This window comes from Pseudonocardia xinjiangensis, assembly GCF_012911925.1.
Taxonomy (GTDB): domain Bacteria; phylum Actinomycetota; class Actinomycetes; order Mycobacteriales; family Pseudonocardiaceae; genus Pseudonocardia; species Pseudonocardia xinjiangensis.
Genome location: NZ_JAAXKY010000008.1, coordinates 1 through 19,733, shown reverse-complemented (window position 1 = coordinate 19,733; position 19,733 = coordinate 1). Strand labels below are relative to the sequence as shown.

Below are 19,733 nucleotides of genomic sequence, written 5' to 3'. Positions count from 1 at the left end.
GGCGCCGGCCGGTGTCCGGCTCCCGCCGGCGTGATCTGGATCTCCTCCGACGCCGGAAAGTTGACGGCACGTGCCGTCGCGACGCTCACTGGCGCAGGAGAGATCGTTCCTGCGTCCTTGACGTGACGGCCATCGAGCCGCTCGGGTGCTCTCCCGGATACGACCCAGCGCGCCGGTCGTACCAGAACGCGTACGCGAAGAGCTCGACGATCACCAGAGTTTCTCCGGCGCCGCACCTGCGGGTTCGCCGGGTTGCTGGGATCTGTCGTCAAACGGAAGAAGAACCGTGCGCATCGGCCTCGTGGCCCCACCCTGGATTCCCATCCCGCCGCCCGCCTACGGCGGCATCGAGCGGGTGGTCGCGGTGCAGGTAGCGGGGCTCGCCGCCGCCGGCCACGACGTGACGTTGTGCGCGGCGCCCGGTTCGGCGGTCGGGGGCGTCCGCGTGGTCGAACCGCTCGACCACCTGCCGGTCCAGATCGGGATGGCCACCGACGAGTGGCAGCACGTTCTCGGTGCCCTGGACGCGCTCGCCGACGTCGACGTGATCGTCGACCACTCCGGTCCGCTGGGGGCGTTGCTCTCCGCGCAGGGTCGGATCCCGTCGATGCACGTGGTGCACGGCACCCTCGAGGGTGAGCTGCTCGGGATCTACGAAGGGCTCGTCGCCCGTGCGCCGCGCCTGCGGCTCACCGCCATCAGCCGCTCCCAGCGGCTCGCGGCGCCGCACCTGCCGTTCGCCGGCGTGTGCCACAACGCGATCGACGTGGACACCGTGCCGTTCGGGGCCACCGCGCAGCCGTACCTGGCCTTTCTCGGCAGGATGGCGCCCGAGAAGGGCGCCGCCGAGGCGATCGTGCTGGCGCGCGAAGCCGGTCGACCGCTGCTCATCGCCGCCAAGTGCCGGGAACCCGCGGAGCAGGCGTACTTCGATCGCGAGGTCGCGCCGCACCTCGGCCCGGACGTGGTGTTCCTCGGTGAGCTCGGCCGGGAGGCGACCTACGAGTTCCTCTCCCGGGCGGCCGCCCTGCTGTTCCCGATCTCGTGGCGCGAGCCGTTCGGCATGGTGCTCGTCGAGGCCATGGCCTGCGGTACGCCGGTGCTCGCGACCGACCGCGGTGCGGTGCGCGAGATCGTGCGCGACGGGGTGACCGGGTTCGTCCGTGACAGCGCTGCCGAGCTCGGCCCGCTGATCGACCGGCTCGGCGAGATCGACCGCGCCGCGTGCCGTCGCCACGTCGCGGAGCACTTCTCCCAAGATGCGCTGGTCGGCGGCTCCGAGCGGTTGCTGGCCCCGCTCGCCGCTGGGCTCGACCCGCTCGAGGTGGGCACGTCGATCATCCGGCCGCCCGTGGTTGCTCTCCGCGCCGGTCGGGGAGCGCTCCCGGCCGGTCGCACCCCCGCGCAGGCGAGCGGATGACCGCCGGCATCGAAGCCGAACGGGACGAGGGCCCGACCCAGGGCGTGCTCGCCGGTCCCGGGACGATCACCGCCATCGCCGGGCTGACCGTCGTGATCTCGGACGAGCGCGGCGACATCGCGCCCGGCCCGTTCGGCCTGATCACCGACGACACCCGCCACCTGTCCCGGCTGCAGGTGGCGGTGGACGGCGAACCGTTGCGGCATCTGGGATCGGGCCTGATCAGTCCGGATGTGGCCCGGTTCCGCAGCTACGCCACCCTGCAGGACCGGCTGCCGGATGCGCCGGTCGAGTGCGAGCGGCTGCGCCACGTCACGGCAGGGGGAATGGCGGAGACCCTCACGCTGCGCTGCTGGACGCCCGAGCCGGTGCGGTTGCGCCTCTCGATCCGGATGGACTCCGACTTCGCCGACATCTTCGAGGTACGCCGGCTCGGCGGGGATCCCGGTGTGCCGTCGCCCAGCGTTGCGGTACAGCAGGCATCGGGCCTGCTGTGCTTCGAGGCCGCCGGGACGCCACGCACGACGACGGTGCACCTCGATCCGGCGCCTGACGTGCTGGCCGACGGTGAGGCGGTGTGGGACACGGTCCTGCACCGCGACCGGCCGTGGGTGCTGCGGATCGAGGTGCGGGCGTTGCGCGGCCAGGGCAACGAGCAGCGTGCGACGCTGCCCCAGCGGGTCGGTGCCGCGGCGGTGCCGGATCCGGTGGTGCGCAGCCGGCCCGAGCACCTCGCCCGGGGTTGCCGGCGCTCGCTCGTCGATCTCGACGCGCTGAGCATCCCGGACGACCAGGACAGCTCCCGGAGGCTGCTCGCCGCCGGGATTCCGTGGTTCGTGGCGCTGTTCGGCCGGGACGTGCTGATCTCCAGCTACCAGGCCCGCGCCTTCCGGCCGGAACTGATGCTCGACGCCGTGACGGCACTGGCCGCCCGGCAGGGCCGGGTCGACGACCCGGGCAACGAGGAGCAGCCGGGGAAGATCCTGCACGAGGTGCGCTTCGGCGACCGCCCGTGGTTGGGGGAGGGCACGGTCGGCGGAGCGAAGCCGTACTTCGGCAGCGTCGACTCGACCCCGCTCTTCCTGATCGTCCTGGGCCAGGCGATGCGGTGGGGCGCCCCGCGGGAGGCGATCGAGACTCTGCTGCCCGCTGCCAGGGCGGCACTGGGGTGGCTCCGCGGCCCTGGTGACCTCGACGGTGACGGGCTGGTCGAGTACAGCCCCACAGGATCGCGGTCGTTGGCCAACCAGGGCTGGAAGGACTCCGAGAACGGTGTTCAGTTCGCCGACGGCCGGCTCGTCCGGCCGCCCGTCGCGCTCGTCGAGGTGCAGGGCTACGCCTACCGGGCCCGGCGTGAGCTCGCGGCGGTGCTGGCTCACCTCGGAGACCACGCAGAGGCCGCTGACCTGATGGCGGAGGCGGACGAGCTGCGGGAGCTGATCCGGCGCCGGTACTGGCGGCCGGGCTCCGGCGGTGCGCCGGGCTCGTTCGCCTTCGCTCTGGACGGTGACAAACGGCAGGTCGATGCGATCAGCTCGAACATGGCGCACCTGCTGTGGTGCGGCGTCCCGTCCCAGGACGAGGCCGAGCAGGTCGCTGCACACCTGGTGAGCCCGGCGATGGCCAGCGGCTGGGGACTGCGCACGCTCTCCGGCGAGATGGCGGGCTTCAACCCGATCTCCTACCACGTTGGCTCGGTCTGGCCGCACGACACCGTGCTGGCCTGCGAGGGTCTGCGCCGGTACGGGCTCGACGAGCCTGCGATGCAGCTCGCCGGTGACCTGCTCGACGCGCTGGCGGTCTTCGACGACCGACTACCCGAGCTCTTCGGGGGACACCGCCGTGAGCCGGGCGACTTCCCGGTGCCCTACCCGACCGCCTGCCGTCCGCAGGCCTGGGCAGCAGGTGTGCCGCTGGCGATCGTCGCGCTGTGCCTCGGGCTGGATCCCGATGTGCCCGCCGGGACCCTGTCGCTCAACCCCGTGCTTCCCCGGGGGGTGACCCGGTTCGAGGCCCTCGGGATCAACCTCGCGGGGGGTGAGCTCTCCGTCGTCCATGACGGCGACGGCACCACGCTGATCAGTGCTCCCGCCGGGCTGCGCGTCGGCTTCGGCTGAGTCGTCACCGCTGCGCACTTCACACGGAACGTCATCGGAGGCAACCCGTAGGTAATAAAAATCACTGATTCCGGACGAGGGGGGCGATGTCGACCACGGCTTGTAAGGTAAGCCTACCCAGATCTCCCCGGCCGGAAGGACGACGATGGTGCACCCCCGGCGTGGACACTCCGCCTCGGTCAGGACGGAGATCCTGGACGTCGTCGGGGTCGGCTTCGGCCCGTCCAACCTCGGGCTCGCGATCGCCGTCGCCGAGCACAACGCCACCGCGTCCGAGCGGCTGACATGCCGGTTCGTCGAGAAGCAGGCCCGGTTCGGCTGGCACCGCGGCATGCTGCTCGAGGACGCGACGATGCAGGTCTCCTTCCTGAAGGACCTGGTGACACTGCGCAACCCGACCAGCCCGTTCAGCTTCCTGGCCTACCTCAAGCGCCACGACCGGCTGGTCGACTTCATCAACTACGGCAGCGTGTTCCCCACCCGCCTGGAGTTCCACGACTACCTGGAGTGGGCCGCCGCGCGCTTCGCCGGGCAGGTCGACTACGGCTGCGAGGTCCTGGCGATCGAGCCCGCCGTCGGGGTCGACGGGAGCGTCGACCATCTGGTCGTCGAGGTCCGCGACTCCGCCGGGCGCACCGTCCGCCAGCCGGCCCGCAACGTCGTGCTCGCCACCGGGCTGCGGCCCCACCTCCCGTCCGGTGCGGTGCTGGGGGAGCGGATCTGGCACAGCAGCGACCTGCTCACCCGGCTCGGTGAGCTGGCCGGCAGGCCGCCTGCCCGGGTCGCGGTGGTCGGCGCCGGGCAGAGCGCCGCGGAGAACGTCGACCACCTGCACCGGACCTTCCCCGACGCCGAGGTCTGTGCCGTCTTCACCCGCTACGGCTACAGCCCGGCCGACGACACCTCGTTCGCGAACCGGATCTTCGACCCCGGCGCCGTCGACGACTTCTACTCCGCGCCGGACGAGGCCAAGCGCCTGATCCTGGGCTACCACGCCAACACGAACTACTCCGTGGTCGACCCCGAGCTGATCGAGACGCTCTACCGCCGGCACTACCACGAACGCGTGGCGGGCCGTGAGCGGTTGCGGTTCCTCAACGTCACCCGGGCGGCCGGCGCGGTGCAGGTGGAGGACAGGGTCGAGCTGGCGATCGAGTCGATGCTCGACGGCACGCGGGACGTGCTCGTCGCCGACCTCGTCGTCTTCGCCACCGGCTACCGGCCGTGCGACCCGCTGGAGCTGCTCGGCCCGTTCGGCGCCTACTGCCACTGCGACACCGTGGGCCGGCTGGCCGTCCACCGTGACTACCGGGTGGTCACCGCCCCCGAGGTCACCGCAGGTGTCTACCTGCAGGGCCCCACCGAGCACACCCACGGCCTCTCCTCGACGTTGCTGTCCACCACGGCGGTGCGCAGCGGCGAGATCGTCACGTCCATCGCGGCCCGCTCGGCCGCCTCCACCGTGGACCGTCGCGCGGACGGCTTACCCGCCTCCGCCACGTCCCGCTGACCGGGGCCTCTCCGGCTACCCACGAGCACCAGGAGGACCGATGTCCACCAACCCCTTCGACGACGACAGCGGCACGTTCTACGCACTGGTGAACGCCGAGGGCCAGTACTCGTTGTGGCCGACGTTCGTGCGGGTGCCCGAGGGCTGGACGGTCGCCCACGGGCCCGCTGCCCGGCAGGAGTGCCTCGACCACATCGAGGAGACCTGGACCGACATGCGCCCGGCCAGCCTCATCGCCCAGATGGACGCCGACGCGGCGGGCCGCACCCGTGCCTGAGCTCACGCCTCGTCGCACGCCGCAGTACTGCCGGACCCCGGGGCCCACCGGCGTCGACCCGCTCTCGGCGGCGCTGCGGCTCGCCCGCTCCAGCCGGGGCCCCTACGTGCTCTACGAGCGTCCCGACGAGGTGTCCTACGGGGCGGGAGCGCTCGTCGAGGTGCTGCTGGACCGCGACGGCATCCACTTCCGCCACGGCCCGACCACAACGCTGGTGCCGGCGGGCGACCGGCCGCTCGACCGTGTCGCCGAACTGCTTGCCGGCACCGGGATCGAGGGCTGGCGCGCGTACGGCTGGATCGCGTTCGAGCTCAGCTACCTGCTCCACGGCCTGCCCGAGGCGGTGGGTGCGGGCCCGCTGCTGCACCTGGTCGTGCCCGAGCAGGAGGTGCGCCTGTCGGCGGGCGCCACGGAACTGCGGGACGTGCGGCCCGCAGGCCTCACCGAGCTCGCCGCCCGGCTCGACGACGCCCGACTCGACGACGGGGCCGGACCAGCACTGCCCACGGCCCGCGCCACGGTGGACGACTCCGCGGGTGGCGCCGACTACCGGCGTGCCGTGGCCGACGCCGTCGCGGACATCCGCGCCGAGCGGCTGCAGAAGGTGATCCTCTCCCGGGTGGTCCCGGTCGCCGAGGAGCTCGACCTCGCGGCCACCTACGAGGCCGGCCGCCGGGGCAACACCCCGGCGCGGTCGTTCCTGCTGCGGCTCGGGGACCTGTGCGCCGCCGGGTTCAGCCCGGAGACGATCGTCGAGGTCGCGGCCGACGGCACGGTGTCCACCCAGCCGCTGGCGGGCACCCGCGCGCTGTCCGGGGACGCCGCGATGGACCTGAAGCTGCGCCGGGAGCTGCTGACCGACCCGAAGGAGGTCTTCGAGCACGCGGTGTCGGTGCAGGGCGCGCACGACGAGATCGCCGCGATGTGCCGTCCCGGATCGGTGCATGTCGACGGGTTCATGCAGGTCAGCGAGCGAGGCAGCGTGCAGCACCTCGCGTCGAGGGTGACCGGCCGGCTCCGGGAGGGGCGCACCTGCTGGGACGCGTTCGCCGGGCTGTTCCCCGCCGTCACCGCCTCGGGGCTGCCGAAGCCGGCCGCCTGCGCGGCCATCCGCGACCACGAGACCGAGCAGCGGGGGCTCTACAGCGGGGCGGTGGTCGTGGCGGACGCCGACGGCAGCCTGGACGCGGCGCTCGTGCTGCGCACCGTCTTCCAGCAGGGCGGGCGCACCTGGCTCCGCGCGGGTGCCGGGGTGGTGGGGCAGTCGACGCCCGAGCGGGAGTTCGAGGAGACGCGGGAGAAGCTGCGCAGCGTCAGCCGGTACCTGGTGCCGGCGGCCCGCACGGTCCGCGCGGGGGCGGATCCGGCGCCGGCGGTCGCGTCGTGAGCACGCCACCCCCGGCCCCCGACCTGACGCCCGACGGGCTGCGGGCCACGCTCGCCGAGCTCACCGGCGAGGACGTCGAGGACATCACCGACGACGTCTCGCTGTTCGAGCTGGGCCTGGACTCGATCACGCTGATGCAGCTGGCCAACGGCTGGCGCCGGGCCGGGCTGGACGTCGACTTCGCCCGGCTCGCGGAGCAGCCCACCGTGTCGGCATGGTCAGCGCTGCTCTCGGGCGGGGCCGGGAGTGCCGCGGCACCGGCGGTGGCGCAGCCCACGGCGGCGGCCGATCCGGCCTTCGACCTGGCCCTGATGCAGCACGCCTACTGGGTCGGGCGCACCGAGGGACAGCCGCTCGGCGGGGTCGCCGCGCACCTCTACACCGAGTTCGACAGCCCGGTGTCGGACAGCTCAGGGCCCGGCGTCAACCCCGAGCGGCTCGCCGCGGCGCTGGGTGCCCTGCTCGCCCGGCACGACATGCTGCGGGCGCGCGTCTCCGACGACGGACGCCAGGAGATCGGGCCGGTGGACCCCGACGCCGGCCGCAGCCGGCTCACCGTCCACGACCTGCGCGGGCTCCGGGCCACCGAGGTGGAGGCGGCGCTGACCGCCACCCGCGACGCGCTGTCGCACCAGCAGCTGGACATCGCAGGCGGCGAGGTGCTCACCGCGGCGCTGAGCCTGCTCCCGAACGGGCGCACCCGGCTGCACCTCGACGTGGACATGGTGGCCGCCGACGCGGTGAGCTACCGGATCCTGCTCGCCGAGCTGGCGCGGCTCTACCGCGACCCCGGCGCCGTGCTGCCGCCGATCGGCCTCACCTACCGCGACTACCTGGCCGCCCGGCGGGCGCAGGGCAGCGCGGAGGGCGTACGCGCGGCCCGGCACTGGCGCGAGCGGCTCGCGGAGCTGCCCGGTGCGCCCGACCTGCCGCTCGCGGCCGACCACCCGGTGCCCGGACCGGCCCGCGTCGTCCGCAGGCACCTGCTGCTCGACGAGACGGAGCGCGCGGCGCTGGCCGAGGGAGCGCGCCGCCACGGCGTCACCCTGGCCGCGGCGGTCGCCACCGCCTTCGCCGAGGTACTCGGCGCCTGGAGCGCCCAGCCCCGGTTCCTGCTCAACGTGCCGCTGTTCGACCGCGACCCCCTGCACCCGGACGTCGAGCGGCTGGTGGGCGACTTCACCAGCTCCGTGCTGCTCGCCGTCGACCTCAGCGAACCGATCCCGTTCGCCGACCGGGCCCGCGCGGTCCGCGCCCGGTTGCACGCCGACACCGCGCACGCCGCCCACTCCGGCGTCGAGGTGCTGCGCGACCTCACCAGGGCCCGCGGTGAGCAGGTGCTCGCCCCGGTGGTGTTCACCAGTGCGCTCAACCTCGGCGAGCTGTTCGGCGAGATCGTGCACGAGACGTTCGGCGAGGCCGTCTGGATCATCTCCCAGGGTCCGCAGGTGCTGCTCGACGCCCAGGTCACCGAGCTGCACGGGGGCCTGCTCGTGAACTGGGACGTGCGGGTGCGCGAGTTCGCTCCCGGCGTGGTGGACGCGATGTTCGCCGCGTTCGCCGATCTCGTGCGCCGGCTGGGCACCGAGCCCGCGGCCTGGGAGGACCCGGCCGGGGGACTGGTGCCGCCCGGCCAGCTCGCCGTGCGGGCCGCGATCAACGACGCGGCCACCGACCCGGGATGGGAGCCGTCGCGGCGGCTGCTGCACGAAGGGTTCTTCGCCGTGGCCGCGCGGCGTCCGGACGCACCCGCGGTGGTCGGCGACCACGAGACGCTGACCTACGGCGAGCTCGCCGACCGCGCGCTCCGGACGGCCGGGTGGCTCGTCGGCCGCGGCGTCGGGCCGGGCGATCTGGTCGGCGTGACGCTGCCCAAGGGCCCCGACCAGGTGGTCGCGGTGCTCGGGGTGCTGGCTGCGGGCGCCGGGTACGTGCCGGTCGGTGTCGAGCAGCCGCAGGCACGCGCGGAGCGGATCGCGTCCGTCGCGGGCTTCGACGTCGTGCTCGACGGCGACACGCTGGCCGCCGCGGCCACCGCTGAGCCGCTCGCCGCTCCGGTGGCGAGTGATCCCGAACAGATCGCCTACGTGCTGTTCACCTCGGGCTCGACCGGAGAGCCGAAAGGCGTGGAGGTATCGCACCGGGCGGCGATGAACACGGTCGAGGACCTGATCGACCGCTACGCGCTCGGCCCGGCCGACCGCACGCTCGCCATCTCCGCGCTGGACTTCGACCTCTCGGTGTTCGACATCGCGGCGCCCCTGTCGGTCGGCGGCGCCGTCGTCACGGTCGGGGAGGACGCCCGCCGGGAGGCGCACGCGTGGGCCCGGCTGGTGCGCGAGCACCGGGTGACCGTGCTCAACTGCGTGCCGCCGCTGCTCGACATGCTGCTGCGCTCCGGTGAGCGGCTCGGCGACAGCCTGCGGGTCGTTCTGCTCGGTGGCGACCGCGTGGGCGTCGACCTGCCGGGGCGGCTGCGCGAGCAGGTGCCGGGCTGCCGGTTCGTCGGGCTGGGCGGCACCACCGAGACCGCGATCCACTCCACCGTCTGCGAGGTCGTCGACGCCGTCGTGCCCCCGGACTGGCAGTCGGTGCCCTACGGCAGGCCGCTGCGCGGTGTCCGGATGCGGGTGGTCGACGGCCAGGGCCGCGACGTCCCGGACTGGGTGCCCGGTGAACTGTGGATCGGCGGCGCCGGGGTGGCCCACGGCTACCGCGGCGACCCCGTCCGCACCGCGGACCGCTTCCTCACCCGCGACGGCGGGCGCTGGTACCGCACCGGCGACCTCGCGCGCTACCGGCCGGACGGGACCGTCGAGTTCCTCGGCCGCCGTGACGACCAGGTCAAGATCCGCGGCTTCCGGATCGAGCTGGGGGACGTCGAGGCGGCGCTGGTCGCCGCGGGCGCCGCGGCGGCGGTCGCCGTGGTCGTGGACGGCTCCCTCGCCGCGGGCGTCCTGCGTCCCGTCGCGGACGGGACGCAGGCCCCCGACGCACTGCGGTCCGCGGTGCGCGCTCTGCTGCCGCCGCACATGGTCCCCGAGCGGGTGGTCGCGCTGTCCGCGCTGCCGCTCACCGCCAACGGGAAGGTCGACCGGCGGGCGGTGCGGCAGCTGGTCGAGCAGGCCGGGGCGGGCGGCTCCGGCCGCGTCGCGCCGTCCGGACCGGTGGAGTGGGCGATCGCGACGATCTGGGCCGAGGCGCTCGGGCGGTCCGAGCCCGTCGGCACCACCGAGGAGTTCTTCGCGCTCGGCGGCGACTCCCTGATCGCCACGGAGATCGTCGCCGACCTGCGGGCCGATCTCGGCGCCGCCACCGCGTCGGTGCGGACGCTGCTCGGCGCTCCCACGGTGGCCCGGCTGGCCGCGCGGCTGCTCACCGACGAGCCGGAGCCCCAGCGGTTGCGGCGGGCCGCGGAGATCTTCTGCGAGCTCGCCGAGCTGTCCGACGCCGAGGTCGCCGCACAGCTGGCGAACCAGCTATGAGCAGCACCGACAGCGGACGCCTCGACGGCGTCGAGTACTGGCCGGACGAGCTCGTGGCCCGGTACGTGGCGGCCGGCCACTGGCGCGACGAGACCCTCGGGGAGCGGCTGCGCAGCTGGGCCGCCCGCTACGGCAACGCCACGGCGGTCGTGGCGGGCGAGCAGCGGCTGAGCTTCGCCGAGCTGGACCGGCGGGCCGACGAGACCGCGGCCGGGCTGCGCGCGCTGGGGATCGCTCCGGGCGACCGCGTCGTCGTGCACCTGCCCAACACCGCGGAGTTCGTGGTGGTGCTGTTCGCGCTGCTGCGCCTGGCCGCGGTGCCCGTGCTGGCGCTTCCGGCGCACCGGCGCACCGAGATCGAGCACTTCGCGGCGCTGGCCGACGCCGTGGCCTACGTGATCCCGGACCGCCACGACGGGTTCGACCACCGCGAGCTGGCCGCGCAGGTGGCCGCGGCGGTGCCCTCGCTGCGCCACGTCATCGTGGCGGGGGAGCCGGGGCCCTTCACCGCGCTCGCCGCGCTCCCGGCGGGGGACTCGGCGCCGCTGCCCACGGTCGACCCCGGTGACGTCGCGGTGCTGCTCATCTCCGGCGGCACCACCGGCAAGCCGAAGCTGATCCCGCGCACCCACCGCGACTACGCCTACAACGCCAGGGCCAGCGCCGAGGTCTGCGCGCTCACCGCGGACGACGTCTACCTGGCCTGCCTGCCGATCGCCCACAACTTCCCGCTGGCCTGCCCGGGCCTGCTCGGGGCGCTGGAGGTCGGCGCGCGGGTGGTGATGGCGCCGGTGCCGAGCCCCGACGTGGCGTTCGGGCTGGTCGAGCGCGAGCGGGTCACCGTCACCGCGCTGGTGCCGCCGCTGGCCCGGCTGTGGGTGGACGCGGCCGAGTGGGACACCAGCGACCGCTCCAGCCTGCGGCTGCTGCAGGTCGGCGGCGCGAAGCTGGACGAGGTGCTCGCGCGCCGGGTCCGTCCCGCGCTGGGGTGCGCGTTGCAGCAGGTGTTCGGCATGGCCGAGGGCCTGCTCAACTACACGCGCCTCGACGACCCCGAGGACCTCGTCGCCGGTACCCAGGGCCGCCCGCTGTCGCCGGACGACGAGCTGCGGGTGGTCGACCGGGACGGCGCCGACGTCGCGGCGGGGACGGTCGGGGAGCTGTGGACCCGCGGCCCGTACACGATCCGGGGCTACTACCGGGCGGCCGAGCACAACGCCGGCGCGTTCACCCCCGACGGCTTCTACCGCACGGGGGACCTGGTGCGGCGGCTGCCGACCGGGCATCTCGTCGTCGAGGGCCGGGTCAAGGACGTGATCAACCGGGGCGGCGAGAACGTCTCGGCCTCGGCGCTGGAGGAGAACCTGCTGGCGCACCCGGCGATCGCGGCGGCCGCGGTCGTGGGCCTCCCGGACGAGAACGTCGGTGAGGCGGTGTGCGCGGTCGTCGTGCTCGCCTCCGGTGCACAGGCGCCGAAACCGCGGCAGCTGCGCGCGTTCCTCGCCGAACGCGGGCTGGCGCGGTTCATGTACCCCGACCGGCTCACCGTCATCGACCGGCTGCCGCTCACCGGCGTCGGAAAGATCGACAAACGCGCTCTGGTGCAGCGGCTGCGCGCCGGACAGGCATGACCCCGCCGCCAGCGGCGGACGAGCCCGAGCAGAACGAGCAGGGAGCCCACGTGAAGGCGACTTCGGACGGTCCGGCGGACGCGAGCACGCGGCGGGCGCTGCGCAGGGAGCTCCTGCGCCGCAGGCTGGCCGACGAGCTGCCGGCCACTGCGCCCACCGCCGGTGCCGGGCGGGAACCGGGCGTGCCGCAGCCGCTCACGGCCGCGCAGCTGCGCATGTGGTTCCTCGCCCAGCTCGACGCCGAGTCGGGCCGCGCCGCCCACTCCGTGGCCACGGCCTTCACCCTCGACGGGACGCTCGACGCGGCGGCGCTGCGCACGGCGCTCGACGGCGTGGTGGCCCGGCACGAGGTGCTGCGCACCACCTACCGGCGGCGCCCGGACGGCACGCCCGAGCAGATCGTGCACGCGCAGCTTGCCCCCGGGTGGGTGGAGGAGGACCTGTGGACGCTGCCGCCTGCCGGGCGCGCGGCCCGCACCGAGGAGGTCGCACAGGAGCTGGCGGGCCGGGTCTTCGACCTCACCGCCGAGGCGCCGCTGCGGATCGGGCTGCTGCGCACAGGCGAGCGCGAGCACGTGCTGGTGCTCGTCGCGCAGCACATCGCCTGGGACGACGCGTCCTGGGCGGTCTTCTTCGGCGAGCTGGCCGCGCGGTACCGGGCCGCGCTGACCGGTGCGCCCGCCCCGGCGACCGACGGTCCGCAGTACCTCGACGCCGTCACGCCCGAACCGGGCCCCGAGGGGCTCGCCCACTGGCGGGAGCGATTGACGCCCCTGCCCGAGCCGATGCCGCTGCCGGGGGCTCGCGCGGAGACCGACGGTTCCCGGCCCGGCGACGGCGGGCAGTGCGTCGTGCCGCTTCCCGCCGCGCTCGTGGAGCGCGTGCGCGCCTTCGCCGGCGAGGTGGGGGCGAGCCCGTTCATGGTGCTGCACGCCGCCTTCACCGCGGTGCTGCACCGCTTCACCGGCGCCGAGGACGTCGTCGTCGGCGCGCCGGTGGTCAACCGCGACCGGCCGGAGGCGGCGGCGCTGGTCGGCTACTTCGGCAACACCGTCGTGCTGCGCGCCGTCGTGCGCGGAGCCGACACGTTCCGCGAGCTGGTCGCGGCCTCGGTGGTGACGTGCCGGGACGCCTTCGCGCACGCCGACGTCGACCTGCGCCGGGTGGTCGGTGAGCTGGGCGCGGCCGGCCCCGACGGCGTCACCGGGCTGTTCGACGTCCTGTTCGGGGTGCGCACGGCAGCCGAGGCGGCGCTGGCCCTCCCCACCCCGGACGGGAACGGCGAGTGCACCGCCACCCGCAGGCCGCTGCACAACGGCACGGCGCAGCTCCCGCTGAGCGTCGTGGTGGAGCTGGCCGAGACCGGTGCGCTGGTCGAGGCCGTCCACCGGCTCGACGCGCTGAGCACGCCGGCCACGCGCCGGCTGCTCACCGCTTTCGTCCGGCTGCTGGACCTGGTGCTCGCCGCCCCCGACACCCGGCTGGACCGGCTCGACCTGCTCACCGACGCCGAGCGCGCGGCGACGGCCGGGACCGGCACGCCCGGCGCCGCCACCGTCGACAGTGCGGTGGAACTGGTGGAGGCGCAGGCCCGCCGCACCCCGCATGCGCCCGCCGTCGTGGGTGGCGGCGAGGTACTGAGCTACGCCGAGCTCGACGCGCGGGCCAACCGCGTGGCGCGCCGGCTCGTCGCCGACGGCATCGGCGCCGAGGACGTCGTCGCGCTGGCGGTGGAGCGCACCGCCGACCTCGTGGTGGCCGTGCTCGGGGTGCACAAGGCGGGTGCGGCCTACCTGCCCGTGGACCCCGCCTACCCCGCCGAGCGCATCGCGTTCCTGCTCACCGACGCCGCTCCGACCGCTGTGCTCACCACCGCCGGGGTGCGGCTGCCGGGTGGACCCGCCCCGCTCGTCCTCGACGACCCCGCCACCGTCGCGGCGTTCGACGGCGCCCCCCTCACCGACGCCGAGCGCGCCCGGCCCCGCCGTCCTGCCCACCCGGCTCACCTGATCTACACCTCCGGCTCCACCGGCACACCCAAGGCCGTCCTCGTCCCGCACTGCGCCGTCGCCACTTTCACGGAGTGGGCGGTCGCCGAGCTCGGCCCCGACCGGCTGGCCCGCACCGTGCTGTCCACCTCGCTGAGCTTCGACGTCTCGGTGCTCGAGCTGTTCCCCCCACTGGCCTGCGGCGGCGTGCTGCGGGTGGTGGACGACGTGCTCGATCCCGCCGTCTCCGCGCCCGTGGCGCCGGGGTCCGGCACTCCGACGCTGCTCTCGGCGGTGCCGTCCGCGCTGGCCGCGCTCGTCGCCGACGGTTCCCGCCCGCTCCCGCCGACGATCGTGCTGGGCGGGGAGACGTTGCCCCGCCCGCTGGCCGACCGGCTGCGCGCCGCGGGCCACGAGGTCCTCAACGCGTTCGGGCCCACCGAGACGTGCGTGTACAGCAGCGCCACCGTCGTGGGCGAGGGAACCGGCCCGGTGCCGATCGGCGAGCCCGTGTACGACACGCGCTTCCACGTCCTCGACGCCGCGCTCAACCCGGTGCCGGTGGGGGTCGTCGGGGAGCTCTACATCGGGGGCGGGCAGCTGGCCCGCGGCTACCGGGGACGGCCGGGGCTGACGGCGGCGCGGTTCGTCGCCGACCCGTTCGGACCGGCGGGGGCGCGCCTCTACCGCACCGGTGACCTGGTGCGGCGCGACGAGGACGGCACCGTGGTGCACCTGGGCCGCACCGACGAGCAGGTGAAGATCCGCGGGTTCCGGATCGAGCCGGGCGAGGTGGAGGCGGCGCTGCTGGCCCGGCCGGAGGTGCGGCAGGCGGCGGTGGTCGCCCGTACCGACGGCCCGACCGGCCCACAGCTCGTGGCCTACGTGGTGGGGGCCGGCGCCGACCCGGAGGGGTTGCGCGCCGCGCTCGCCGCGCGGCTGCCCGCGCACCTGGTGCCGTCGGCGGTGGTCGTGCTCGACGCCCTGCCGACCACCCCGAACGGCAAGCTCGACCGGCGCGCCCTGCCGGTCCCGGACCGCGGGCCCCGGACCGGGCGGGGGCCCGCCGGGCCCGTGGAGGAACGGCTTGCGGCCCTGTTCGCCGAGGTCCTGGGGGTGGACGGCGTCGGGGCCGACGACTCCTTCTTCGCACTCGGCGGAGACAGCATCGTGTCGCTCCAGCTGGTGGGCCGGGCCCGGGCCTGCGGCCTCGTGCTGTCGACGCGCGACGTCTTCGAGCGCCGCACCGTCGCCGCGCTGGCGGCCGTCGCAGGCCGGGCGGACACGGCGCAGGCGGAGGTCGTCCCCGCCGTCGGCGCGGTGCCGGACACCCCGATCGTCGCGGAGCTGCTGGAGCGCGGCGCCCCGATCGCCGGGTACGCGCAGTCGCTGCTGCTCACCGCACCCGACGGGCTCGACCGGGCCGGTCTCGTCCGCGTGGTGGCGGCGCTGCTCGACCGGCACGACGCCCTGCGCGCCCGTCTCGTCGCCCGTCCCGGCGCGGCGTTGCAGGTGGAGGCGCAGCGGGACGCCGAGCCGCTGGTCCGTACCGGCACCGGCCCGGTGGAGCAGGAGCGCCGGGCCGCCGCCGAGCGGCTCGACCCGGCTGCGGGGGTGGTCCTGCAGGCCGTGCTGCTCGACGGGGCCGTGCTGCTGGTCGTCCACCACCTCGTGGTCGACGGGGCGTCGTGGCGGATCATCACCGCCGACCTCGCCGCCGCCTGGACCGCGCTGCGCGACGGCCGGGAGCCGGTGCCGGCTCCGGTCGGCACCTCGCTGCGGAGCTGGGCGACGCAGGTGCACGCGCTCGCCCCGGACCGGGCGGACGAGCTCGACCGGTGGACCACGATCCTGCGCGGGCCCGATCCGCTGATCGGCAGCCGGGCTCTCGACCCCGCCCGTGACGTCGCGGCGACGGTGGCGGAGGTCCGCACGGAGCTGCCCCCCGAGCTGACCGAGGCCCTGCTCGCGCGGGTGCCGTCGGCGTTCCACGCCACCACCGGCGACGTGCTGCTCGCCGGTCTCGCGCAGGCCGTGGTGGCCTGGCGGGGCGAGACGGATGCCTCGTCGGTGCTCGTGTCGGTGGAGGGCCACGGCCGGGAGGAGGACCTCGTGCCCGGGGCCGAGCTGTCCCGCACCGTCGGCTGGTTCACCACCCGCTTCCCGGTACGGATCGACCTGGCCGGGGCGAGCTCGCCCGCCGCCGCGGTGAAGCACACCAAGGAGCGGCTGCGCGAGCTGCCCGCCCGCGGCGCCGGCTTCGGGCTGCTGCGCCATCTGGTCCCCGCCACCGCCGCCGTGCTGCGTGAGCTGCCGGTCCCGCAGCTCGCCTTCAACTACCTCGGCCGGCTCTCCGGCAGCAGCGCGGCGTGGTCACCGGTCCCCGGCGGTTTCGCCGCCACCACCGAGCCCGGTATGCCCGCGGCGGCGGTGCTGGACGTCAACACCGTCGCCGAGGACGGGCCGGCCGGCCCGCGGCTGGTGGCGCACTGGTCCTTCCCGAGCGGGCTGCTCGAGGAGCCGGAGGTGGCCCGGCTCGCGCAGCTGTGGCAGCAGGCGCTCATCGAGATCGCGGCGTCCGGCGGCGGCGGCCGCACCCCGTCCGACCTGACGCTCACCGGTGCCGCGCAGAGCGACGTCGAACGCTGGGAGCGCGCGTACCCCACGCTGTCCGACGTCTGGCCGCTCACCCCGCTGCAGCGGGGCCTGCTGTTCCACGCACTGGCCGCGGCCGCCGACGGCACCGTGGACGTCTACTCCCTCCAGTACGTGGTCGACCTGACCGGGGAGCCCGACCCGCAACGGCTGCGGGCGGCGGCCGCCGCGCTCGTGGCGCGGTACCCCAACCTGCGCTGCGCGTTCGTCGCCGACTCCGACACCCCCGCACAGATCGTCGTCGCCGGGGTGACCCCACCGGTCACCGTCGTCGAGGCCGGCGACCGCGACGAGGCCGACCGGTTGCTCGCCGCCGAGCGGCGGGTGCCGTTCGACCTGGCCGCTCCGCCGCTGCTGCGCATCCTGCTGGTCCGCACCGGAGCGACCGCCCGGCTGGCGGTCACCGCCCACCACCTGCTGCTCGACGGGTGGTCGATGCCGGTACTGCTGCGGGAGCTGCTCGCCGCCCTCGACGAGCAGGCGTCCGAGCCGGTTGTGCCCTTCACCGCGCTGTTGCAGTGGTTCGCCGAGCGTGACACGGCAGCGGCACGTGCCGCGTGGGCACAGGCGCTCGCCGGCATCGAGGGGCCGACGTTCCTGGTGCCGGCACCCACCGCGGACGAGCCCGAGCAGGCGGAGATCGAGGTCCCGGACACCGTCACCGCCGCGCTGGAGGGCCTCGGGCGCGCCCGCGGGCTCACCACGAGCACCCTGGTGCAGGCCGCGTGGGCGGTGCTCCTCGGCCGGCTCACCGGCCGCGACGACGTCGTGTTCGGCACCACCGCCGCCGTGCGGCCCCCCGAGCTCGACGCCGTCGAGACGCTGGTCGGACCGGCCATCACCACGGTCCCGGTGCGGGCCCGTCTCCACCCGGCGCAGCCGCTCGCCGACCTCGCCAGGGACCTGCAGGACCGCCGAACCGGGCTGCTGGACCACGAGCACCTGGGCCTGGCCGAGATCCAGGCGGCCGCCGGGCAGGGAGACCTCTTCGACTCGCTGGTCGTCGTGGAGTCCTACCCGCTCGACGCCGACGCGCTCGCCGCGGCGGCCCGGGGCAGCGGCCTCGAGGTGACGGGACTGTCGGGCCACGACGCCACCCACTACCCCGTGACGCTGGTCGTGGTGCCCGGGACGGCGCTGCGGCTGCGGCTGCAGGTGCGCGGCGCCCCCGACCTGCCCGCCGGCGTCCTGCTGGACCGCCTGGTGCGCGTCCTCGCTGCCGTCGCCTCCGGGCCGGACGCACCCGTGGCGCACGTGGACGTGCTCACCACCGAGGAACGCGAGCTGCTGCTCACCAGCACCGTCGAGGAACCGGCCGAGGTCGCGCCGTCGACGCTGCCCGCACTCTTCGCGGCGCAGGCGCGCCGCCGTCCCGACGCGGTCGCGCTCACCCACGGGGACACGAACCTGACCTACGCGGCGCTGGACGACCGGGTGGGGCGGGTGGCCCGCCTGCTCGCCGAGCGTGGCGTCGGACCGGAGACGCTGGTCGGGGTGGCGCTGCCGCGCTCGATCGACCTGGTGGCGGCCCTGCTCGCGGTGAGCCGCGCGGGTGGGGCCGCGGTGCCGCTCGACCCGGGGTACCCGCCCGAGCGGCTCGCCCGCACCCTCGCCGACGCCGCGCCCGCGTGCGTGCTGACGACCTCGGCGGTGCGGGCCCAGCTCCCGCCCGGCTCGCGGGTGCCCCAGCTCGCGCTGGACGACCCGGCCACCGTCCGCGCGCTCGCCGCGGCCGAGCCGCTGGACGTACCGGCCACGCTGTTGCCGGCCCACCCCGCCTACGTGATCTACACGTCCGGCTCGACCGGGCGTCCCAAGGGCGTGGTGGTGCCGCACGGGAACGTGGTGCAGCTGCTCGGGCAGACCGACCGCCTGTTCCACTTCGGCGACCGCGACGTGTGGACGATGTTCCACTCGGCGTCGTTCGACTTCTCGGTGTGGGAGATGTGGGGCCCGCTGTGCACCGGCGGCCGCCTCGTCGTCGTCGACCACACCGTGTCGCGCTCGCCGGAACAGTTCCGCGAGCTGCTGGTGCGGGAGCGCGTCACGGTGCTGAACCAGACCCCGTCGGCGTTCGCGCAGCTCGCCGCGATCACCCCCGCGAGTCGCCCGTTTCCACCCCGCGAGTCGCCCGGTTCCGCGGACCCGGTCACGCCGGGTTCCGCGCTCGCCCTGCGATGTGTCGTCTTCGGCGGTGAGGCCCTGGACCTGACGCAGCTCCCTGCGTGGTTCGCCCGGCACCCGGCCGGTTCGCCGCAGCTCGTGAACATGTACGGGATCACCGAGACGACCGTGCACGTCACCGCGCAGGTGGTCGACGAGGAGCTGGTGGCCGCCCGGGCCGGGAGCGTGATGGGGCGGGCGATACCGGGCCTGCGCGTGCTCGTGCTCGACCGGCACCTGCAGCCGGTGCCTCCCGGCGTCGTCGGGGAGATGTACGTCGGCGGCGGGCAGCTCGCCCGCGGCTACATGGGCGAGGCGGCGCTGACCGCGTCCCGGTTCGTCGCCGACCCGTACGGGTCTCCGGGATCGCGGCTCTACCGCAGCGGTGACCTCGCCCGCTGGTCGGCCGACGGCCTGCTGGAGTACCTCGGCCGCTCCGACGAGCAGGTCAAGATCCGCGGGTTCCGCATCGAGCCGGGAGAGATCGCGGCCGTGCTGGCCGAGCATCCCGACGTCGCGCACGCCGTGGTGGTGGCGCGACGGGACGGGGGCACGGCGCGGCTCGTCGCGTACGTCGTCCCGCGGGTGTCCGGTGGCGTCGACGGCACCGCGCTGCGCGCCCACGCGAGCGCCCGGCTGCCCGAGCACATGGTGCCCGCGGCCGTGGTGGCGATCGCATCGGTGCCACTGACCGCGAACGGGAAGCTGGACCGGGCCGCGCTGCCGGCCCCCGACTTCGCCGCCGCCCCCGCCGCGGAGTCCGGCGACGTTCCCACGTCCGCTCAGGAGGAACAGCTCTGCGCGGCGTTCGCCGAGGTGCTGAACCTGCCCCAGGTGGGGCCCGGCGACGACTTCCTGGCCGTCGGGGGCGACAGCATCCTCGCGATCGGGCTGGTCAACCGGCTGCGCCGGGCCGGGCTGCGGGTCAGCCCCGCCGACGTCCTGCGTCACCGCACGCCCGCGGCTCTCGCGAAGCTGCTGCCCGAACCGGGCGACTCGCCCGCGCAGAACGGGCGACTCGCGGGCACGGGTGTGTCCGGGCCGGGCGACTCGGGCGCGGAAAACGGGCGACTCGCGGGGGTGGGGGTGCCTGCAGAAGT

8 protein-coding genes are annotated in these 19,733 nt (G+C 75.1%); all 8 read left to right on the top strand.

Annotated features, from left to right (window positions below; all coding sequences use genetic code 11):
• Nucleotides 1-286 precede the first annotated feature (286 nt).
• Complete coding sequence (locus tag HF577_RS04535; RefSeq protein ID WP_169394457.1) at nt 287-1,420, top strand: glycosyltransferase; 1,134 nt, start codon at nt 287-289, stop codon at nt 1,418-1,420.
• On the top strand, nt 1,417-3,537 hold the full coding sequence (locus HF577_RS04530) for an amylo-alpha-1,6-glucosidase (protein WP_169394456.1): 2,121 nt from the start codon (nt 1,417-1,419) through the stop codon (nt 3,535-3,537). The genes HF577_RS04535 and HF577_RS04530 overlap by 4 nt, the downstream gene beginning before the upstream one ends.
• A 145-nt stretch (nt 3,538-3,682) precedes the next feature.
• Nucleotides 3,683-5,047 (top strand): lysine N(6)-hydroxylase/L-ornithine N(5)-oxygenase family protein, encoded by a 1,365-nt coding sequence (locus tag HF577_RS04525; RefSeq protein ID WP_169394455.1) that lies wholly within the window; start codon nt 3,683-3,685, stop codon nt 5,045-5,047.
• A gap of 40 nt (nt 5,048-5,087) precedes the next feature.
• Nucleotides 5,088-5,324 (top strand): MbtH family protein, encoded by a 237-nt coding sequence (locus HF577_RS04520; RefSeq protein ID WP_169394454.1) that lies wholly within the window; start codon nt 5,088-5,090, stop codon nt 5,322-5,324.
• On the top strand, nt 5,317-6,711 hold the full coding sequence (locus HF577_RS04515) for a salicylate synthase (RefSeq protein ID WP_312858940.1): 1,395 nt from the start codon (nt 5,317-5,319) through the stop codon (nt 6,709-6,711). Before HF577_RS04520 ends, HF577_RS04515 begins: the two co-directional genes overlap by 8 nt.
• Nucleotides 6,708-10,196 (top strand): non-ribosomal peptide synthetase, encoded by a 3,489-nt coding sequence (locus HF577_RS04510; protein ID WP_169394453.1) that lies wholly within the window; start codon nt 6,708-6,710, stop codon nt 10,194-10,196. The genes HF577_RS04515 and HF577_RS04510 overlap by 4 nt, the downstream gene beginning before the upstream one ends.
• A complete protein-coding gene (locus HF577_RS04505) occupies nt 10,193-11,827 on the top strand; it encodes a (2,3-dihydroxybenzoyl)adenylate synthase (RefSeq protein ID WP_169394452.1) in 1,635 nt (544 codons plus the stop codon). The genes HF577_RS04510 and HF577_RS04505 overlap by 4 nt, the downstream gene beginning before the upstream one ends.
• A gap of 50 nt (nt 11,828-11,877) precedes the next feature.
• Nucleotides 11,878-19,733 (top strand): non-ribosomal peptide synthetase (locus HF577_RS04500; RefSeq protein WP_169394451.1); only part of this gene is annotated, 7,856 nt, incomplete at its 3' end.